The organism is Nocardioides sp. (genome assembly GCF_035703625.1).
In the GTDB taxonomy this organism is placed as follows: domain Bacteria; phylum Actinomycetota; class Actinomycetes; order Propionibacteriales; family Nocardioidaceae; genus Nocardioides.
Window position 1 is genome coordinate 1 of record NZ_DASSXS010000291.1, and the last position, 6,773, is coordinate 6,773.

Below are 6,773 nucleotides of genomic sequence, written 5' to 3' on the forward strand. Positions count from 1 at the left end.
GCCCGTCGACATCGTCGCGCCCACGTCGGAGAAGCGGTGGGACCTCACGGTCGTCGTACCCGTCGAGGACATGACCGCGCCCGAGGAGTACGCCGACGACGGCGATCCGACCCGCAGCCAGTCGATCTGGCCCCACGTCGAGGAGCACGTCGCCGACCTGATCGGCCAGCACCGCTCCACGATCGTCTTCGCCAACTCCCGCCGGCTCGCGGAGCGGCTCACGGCTCGGCTCAACGAGATCGCCAGTGAGCGGCTCGAGACCGAGCACGACCCGCCGGCGCAGATCATGGCGCAGTCGGGCGCCTCCCACGGCGCGAGTCCGGTGATCGCGAAGGCCCACCACGGGTCGGTGTCGAAGGAGCAGCGCGCGCTCATCGAGGACGACCTCAAGCGCGGCCGGCTCCCCTGCGTCGTGGCCACCAGCAGCCTCGAGCTCGGCATCGACATGGGCGCGGTCGACCTGGTGATCCAGATCGAGTCCCCCCCGAGCGTGGCGAGCGCCCTGCAGCGGGTGGGCCGGGCCGGCCACCAGGTCGGCGAGACCAGCCGGGGCGTCCTGTTCCCCAAGCACCGCGGCGACCTCGCCCAGACCGCGGTGGCCGTCGAGCGGATGGAGCGCGGCGCGATCGAGTCGCTGCGGGTGCCGGCGAACCCCCTCGACGTGCTCGCCCAGCAGGTGGTCGCGTCCACCGCCCTCGACGCGTGGGACGTCGACGAGCTGTTCGCGCTGGTGCGGCGGTCGGCACCCTTCACCGGCCTCCCGCGGTCGGCCTACGACGCCACCCTCGACCTGCTCAGCGGCCGGTACCCGTCCGACGAGTTCGCCGAGCTCCGACCGCGGATCGTGTGGGATCGCGTCGGCGGCACCCTCACCGGACGCCCCGGCGCTCAGCGGCTCGCCGTCACCAGCGGCGGCACCATCCCCGACCGGGGGCTCTTCGGGGTCTTCCTGGTGGGCGGTGAGGGGCCGGGCCGCCGGGTGGGCGAGCTCGACGAGGAGATGGTCTACGAGTCCCGCGTCGGCGACGTGTTCGCGCTGGGCGCCACCTCGTGGCGGATCGAGGACATCACCCACGACCGGGTCCTGGTCTCCCCCGCTCCGGGAGTGCCCGGCCGGCTGCCGTTCTGGAAGGGAGACGCCCTGGGCCGCCCGGCCGAGCTCGGCGCGGCGATCGGCGAGTTCAGCCGCGAGCTCGCCTCGCTTCCGCAGGAGCAGGCGACACAGCGCGCCCGGGCCAACGGCCTCGACGAGTACGCCGCCGCCAACCTGGTCGGCTACCTCACCGAACAGGTCGAGGCCACGACCGTGCTGCCGAGCGACCGGACCCTCCTGGTCGAGCGGTTCCGCGACGAGCTCGGCGACTGGCGACTGGTCCTCCACTCGCCCTACGGCACCCCGGTCCACGCGCCGCTGGCGCTCGCGATCAACGCCCGCCTGCGGGAGCGCCACGGCGTCGACGGCCAGGCCATCGCCTCCGACGACGGCATCGTGATCCGGATCCCCGAGACCGACGCCGAGCCACCCACCGGCGAGCTCATCGTCTTCGAGCCCGACGAGATCGACGACCTGGTCACCACCGAGGTCGGCGGGTCGGCGCTGTTCGCCTCGCGGTTCCGCGAGTGCGCGGCGCGGGCTCTGCTGCTGCCCCGACGCGACCCGGGTCGCCGCTCGCCGCTGTGGCAGCAGCGCCAGCGCTCCGCCCAGCTGCTGGAGGTGGCGGCCAAGTACCCCTCGTTCCCGATCGTCCTCGAGGCCGTGCGCGAGTGCCTCCAGGACGTCTACGACCTGCCCAGCCTGGTCGACCTGATGCGGCGCGTGCAGCGTCGCGAGATCGAGGTCGTCGACGTGGCGACCCAGCAGCCGTCGCCCTTCGCGCGCAGCCTGCTGTTCGGCTACGTCGCCCAGTTCGTCTACGAGGGCGACTCCCCCATCGCCGAGCGCCGGGCCGCCGCCCTCTCCCTCGACCAGGGCCTGCTGGCCGAGCTGCTGGGACGGGCCGAGCTGCGCGAGCTGCTCGACCCCGACGTCCTCGCCGAGGTCGAGGCCGAGCTCCAGCGCCTGGCCCCCGACCGCCTCGCCCGCGACGCGGAAGGCGTCGCCGACCTGCTGCGGCTGCTCGGCCCCCTGTCGGCCGCCGAGGTCGCCGCCCGGACGGTCGACGGCCTCGACGTCGAGGAGGTGCTCGCGTCGCTGGCCGCCGCCCGGCGGGTGGTCGAGGTCCGGATGGCCGGCGAGGAGCGGTGGACCGCGATCGAGGACGTCGGCCGGCTGCGCGACGGCCTCGGCGTCCCGGTCCCGCCCGGCACCCCCGACGCGTTCGCAGAGCCCGTCGACGACCCCGTCGGCGACCTCGTGGCCCGTTTCGCCCGCACCCACGGGCCGTTCACCACCGACCAGGTGGCCGCGCGGCTCGGTCTCGGGGCGGCCGTCGTCCGTCACACGCTGGAGCGGCTGAGCGCCCAGGGCCGGATCCTCGACGGGGAGTTCCGGCCCGCCGGCGCCGGCCAGGAGTGGTGTGACGCCGAGGCCCTGCGCCGCCTGCGCCGACGCTCCCTGGCCAAGCTGCGCCAGGAGGTCGAGCCGGTCGAGCCCGAGGCGCTGGGGAGGTTCCTCGGCGCCTGGCAGCGGGTCGCGCCCGGCTCCAAGGGGCTGCGAGGTGTCGACGGCGTGCTCACCGCCATCGACCAGCTCGCCGGGTGCGCCCTGCCCGCCTCGGCCCTCGAGTCGCTGGTCCTGCCCTCACGGGTGCGCGACTACGAGCCGTCGTACCTCGACGAGCTGACCAGCTCCGGCGAGGTCGTCTGGGCCGGCCACGGCGCGCTGCCCGGGTCCGACGGCTGGGTCTCGCTCCACCTCGCCGACCAGGCGCCACTCACGCTGCCCCCACCCCAGCCGTTCGAGCACTCCGAGCTGCACGACGCCGTCCTCGAGGCCCTCTCACCCGGAGGCGCGTGGTTCTTCCGGCAGCTCGCCGACGCCGTCGGCTCCACCGACGACCGTGCCCTCTCGGCCGCGCTGTGGGAGCTGGTGTGGGCCGGACGGGTCGGCAACGACACCCTCGCCCCGCTCCGGGCCCTCACCCGCTCCGGAACCCCCTCCCACCGGAGCCGCCGACCTCCGCCCCGCACCCGCACCAGCCCCGGCTCGCGGCCCCGGATGCCCACCCGCACCGGACCACCGGAGACGGCCGGGCGCTGGGCGCTGCTCCCGCAGCTCGACACCGACCCCACCCGCCGGGCCCACGCCGCCGCCGAAGCGCTGCTCGACCGCCACGGCGTGGTGACCCGCGGGGCCGTCGTCGGCGAGCGCACCCCCGGGGGCTTCGCCGCCACCTACCGGGTGCTCTCGGCCTTCGAGGAGTCCGGCCGGTGCCGCCGCGGCTACTTCGTCGACGGGCTGGGGGCGGCCCAGTTCGGCACGGCCGGCGCGATCGACCGCCTGCGCACCTTCGCCGAGGCCGCCCCGGCCGACGGCGGGTCCAAGCCGGCCGCCGTCGCGCTGGCCGCCACCGACCCCGCCAACCCCTACGGCGCCGCACTGCCGTGGCCCTCCGACGAGGACGATCGCGGCGCCCACCGGCCCGGGCGCAAGGCCGGCGCCCTCGTGGTCCTCGTCGACGGCCGCCTCACCCTCTACGTCGAGCGCGGCGGGCGCACGCTGCTCACCTGGTCCGACGACCCCGAGCGACTCCGCCCGGCCGTCGAGACCCTGTCCACGGCCGTACGACGCGGCTCACTCGGCCGGCTGACCGTCGAGCGGGCCGACGGGGCCCAGCTGCTCGGGTCCGGGTCCACCCCGTTGCGCGAGGCCCTCCAGGACGCCGGCTTCGTCGCCACTCCGAAGGGGTTGCGGCTCCGTGCCTGAGGGAGACACCGTCTGGCGCGCCGCCCGCTCACTCGACCGGGCGCTCGCGGGGCAGATCCTCACCTCCACCGATTTCCGCGTGCCCCAGCTCGCCACGGTGGACCTCTCCGGCGGCAAGGTGCTGCGGACGCTGTCGCGCGGCAAGCACCTCCTGACCCGGATCGAGTCCCGCGAGGCGTGGACGCTGCACACCCACCTCAAGATGGAGGGGTCCTGGCACATCTACCAGCACGGACAGCGGTGGCGCCGGCCCGAGCACCAGGCCCGGGTGGTGCTGAGCAGCGAGTCGCGGCAGGCGGTCGGGTTCGCGCTCGGCATCGTCGAGCTCCTCCCCCGCCACCGCGAGGGAGACGTGGTCGGCCACCTCGGTCCCGACCTGCTGGGGCCCGACTGGGACGAGCAGGAGGCGCTGAGGCGCCTCACCGCCGATCCCGACCGTCCCGTCCACGAAGCCCTCCTCGACCAGACCTGTCTGGCCGGAATCGGCAACATGTACGCCGCCGAGCTCTGCTTCACCAGCGGGGTGCACCCGCTCGTCCCGATCGGCGAGGTGGCCGACCTGACCCGGCTGGTCCGGCGCGCCCACCAGATGCTCGATCACAACAAGGACCGTTCGGAGCAGACCACGACGGGCGACCTGCGCCGGGGCCGACGCCACTGGGTCTACCGGAGGGACCGGCAGCCCTGCCTCCGCTGCCAGACCAGCATCGAGGTGGCGCAGAACAGCGACGGCCGGGCGACGTACTGGTGTCCGTCGTGCCAGCCGGCGCCCTGAACTCGAGTCAGGCCGCGGAGGCGACCACGTCGCCGGAGTCGCTGCGCGTCACGACCGGGATCGGGGTGGCGGCGACCGCCGCCTCCTCCAGCGCGACCGCGTCGGAGACGTTGCGCAGCACGTCGGACAGCGGCATGTCGAGCGCGTGGCACAGCGACGACAACAGCTCGGACGAGGCTTCCTTCTGACCGCGCTCGATCTCGGAGATGTAACCGAGGCTGACCCGCGCCTCCTTCGACACCTCGCGCAGGGTCAGGCCACGCTGCATCCGCCGGTCGCGGAGCACCTCGCCGAGCAGGCGACGAAACAGCACCATGCCTGAGTCCTTCCGTGGGTCCGGGGTCAACGCTACCCGAGACCGGTTTCTTCCACGTCGAGGATCGCGGCGACCGCCGACAACGCCTCCCGGGTGGCCTGCTCCTGGACGGTCGCGCGGTCGCCACTCAGCTCGAGCGCGACGGCGGTGGGCGAGCCGGGACCGGCCACGCCGACGTACACCGTCCCGGGCCTGACCCCGTCCTGCTCGCCGGGGCCGGCGACCCCGGTCGTGCTGACGGCGTAGGTCGCCCCGGTGAGGTCGCGCACGCCGCTCGCCATCGCGCTGGCGCAGGCGGAGGAGACCACGCCGTGCCCGGCGATCACCGACGCAGGGACCCCGAGCACCGACTCCTTGACCTCGGTGGCGTAGGCGACCACCCCGCCGAGGAAGCAGGCGGAGGAACCCGGAACCGCCGTCAACGCGGCCGCCACCCGTCCGCCGGTCACGGACTCCGCGGTCGCCAGCGTCGCTCCCCGCTGCCCGAGGAGCTCGAGCACGCGGGCCGCCGAGGTCATGGCGGCGATGGTAGTGCCCCACCACGCCCACGGGCCGATAGCCTCGCGGCCATGGCGCTGCCGATCGAGGACTACGCGGTGATCGGCGACCGCAGCACCGCCGCCCTCGTCGGCACCACTGGCTCGGTGGACTGGCTCTGCCTCCCGCGGTTCGACTCCCCCGCGTGCTTCGCGGCCCTGCTCGGCACCGCGGACCACGGCCGGTGGCAGATCTGCCCGGTCGGCGAGTACGACGCCACCCGCCGCTACCTCGACGACTCCACGGTCCTCGAGACGACGTTCACGACCCCCACGGGCGTGATCCGGCTGGTGGACCTGATGCCCACCGGTGACGCCCGGGCCGACCTCGTGCGGGTGGTGACCGGGGTGCGCGGCACGGTGCGGGTGAGACACGAGTGGGCGGTCCGCATGGACTACGGCGAGATCCGGCCCTGGGTGCGACGGCGCAGGATCGACGGCGAGGAGGTGATCACCGCGGTCGCCGGGCCGGACCAGCTCCTGCTGCGTGGCCCCCGGCTCCCGAAGGCCTCCGATCACCGGCACACCGACGAGTTCGACGTCCGCGAGGGCGACGCGCTGACCTTCGCGACCACCTGGCTCCCGTCGTACGCCCCGGACCCCGAGCTCGTCGACGCCGGATCCCGGATCGAGTCGACCCTCGACGAGGACGCCTCATGGCTCGCCGCCTGCCGGGTCACCACACCCCACGCCGACGTCGTACGACGCTCGCTGCTGACGCTGCGCCTGCTGACCCACGAGGAGACCGGTGGGATCGTGGCTGCACCCACCACGTCCCTGCCCGAGGACTTCGGCGGTGAGCGCAACTGGGACTACCGCTACTGCTGGCTGCGGGACGCCGCACTCACCCTGGACGCCGTCATCCAGGCGGGCTACACCGGGGAGGCCACGGTGTGGCGCAACTGGCTGCTGCGGGCGGCGGCCGGCGACCCGGAGGACCTCCAGATCATGTACGCCGTCGACGGCGCCCGCCGGCTCCCCGAGCGCGAGCTCGAGCACCTCCCGGGGTACGCCGGCAGCCGCCCGGTGCGGATCGGGAACGGCGCGGTCACCCAGCGCCAGACCGACGTGCTCGGCGAGGTGATGTACGCGCTCGACCGGGCGCGCGACGCCGGAGTCGAGGCCGACGACAACGCCTGGGAGCTCCAGATCGTGCTGCTGGAGGGGCTGGCCCGGACCTGGCAGGAGCCGGACCACGGGCTCTGGGAGATCCGCGGCGAGCCGCAGCGGTTCACCCACTCGGCGGTGATGTCCTGGGTCGCCTTCGACCGCGCTGTGCGC

Annotated in this window: 5 protein-coding genes; 3 read left to right on the forward strand and 2 right to left on the reverse strand. The window is 74.5% G+C overall.

Annotated elements, in window-relative coordinates; genetic code table 11:
- The coding region (locus VFN12_RS15185) for an Lhr family ATP-dependent helicase (protein ID WP_325119579.1) at positions 1-3,865 on the forward strand (3,865 nt) is incomplete at its 5' end.
- The gene (locus VFN12_RS15190) at positions 3,858-4,640 is read left to right on the forward strand and encodes a DNA-formamidopyrimidine glycosylase family protein (protein WP_325119580.1); all 783 of its coding nucleotides are present in this window, start codon (positions 3,858-3,860) and stop codon (positions 4,638-4,640) included. The genes VFN12_RS15185 and VFN12_RS15190, both read left to right, overlap by 8 nt.
- Positions 4,641-4,647: 7 nt before the next feature.
- On the opposite strand, the gene VFN12_RS15195 is transcribed toward VFN12_RS15190, so the two are convergent.
- Both VFN12_RS15195 and VFN12_RS15200 read right to left on the reverse strand, forming a co-directional pair.
- Positions 4,648-4,956, reverse strand: a complete 309-nt coding sequence (locus tag VFN12_RS15195; protein ID WP_325119581.1) for a helix-turn-helix transcriptional regulator — start codon at positions 4,954-4,956, stop codon at positions 4,648-4,650.
- A 32-nt stretch (positions 4,957-4,988) separates the two neighbouring features.
- Positions 4,989-5,474, reverse strand: coding sequence for a CinA family protein (locus VFN12_RS15200; protein ID WP_325119582.1), 486 nt, complete (start codon positions 5,472-5,474; stop codon positions 4,989-4,991).
- Between the two features lie 51 nt (positions 5,475-5,525).
- Between VFN12_RS15200 and VFN12_RS15205 the strand changes: the two genes are divergently transcribed.
- Positions 5,526-6,773, forward strand: a 1,248-nt coding sequence (locus tag VFN12_RS15205) for a glycoside hydrolase family 15 protein (RefSeq protein ID WP_325119583.1), incomplete at its 3' end; no start/stop codon positions are given.

Coding starts and splice junctions, on each gene's coding strand:
- VFN12_RS15195 (WP_325119581.1), bottom strand. CDS start 4,956: ATGGTGCTGTTTCGTCGCCTGCTCGGCGAGGTGCTCCGCGACCGGCGG.
- VFN12_RS15200 (WP_325119582.1), bottom strand. CDS start 5,474: ATGACCTCGGCGGCCCGCGTGCTCGAGCTCCTCGGGCAGCGGGGAGCG.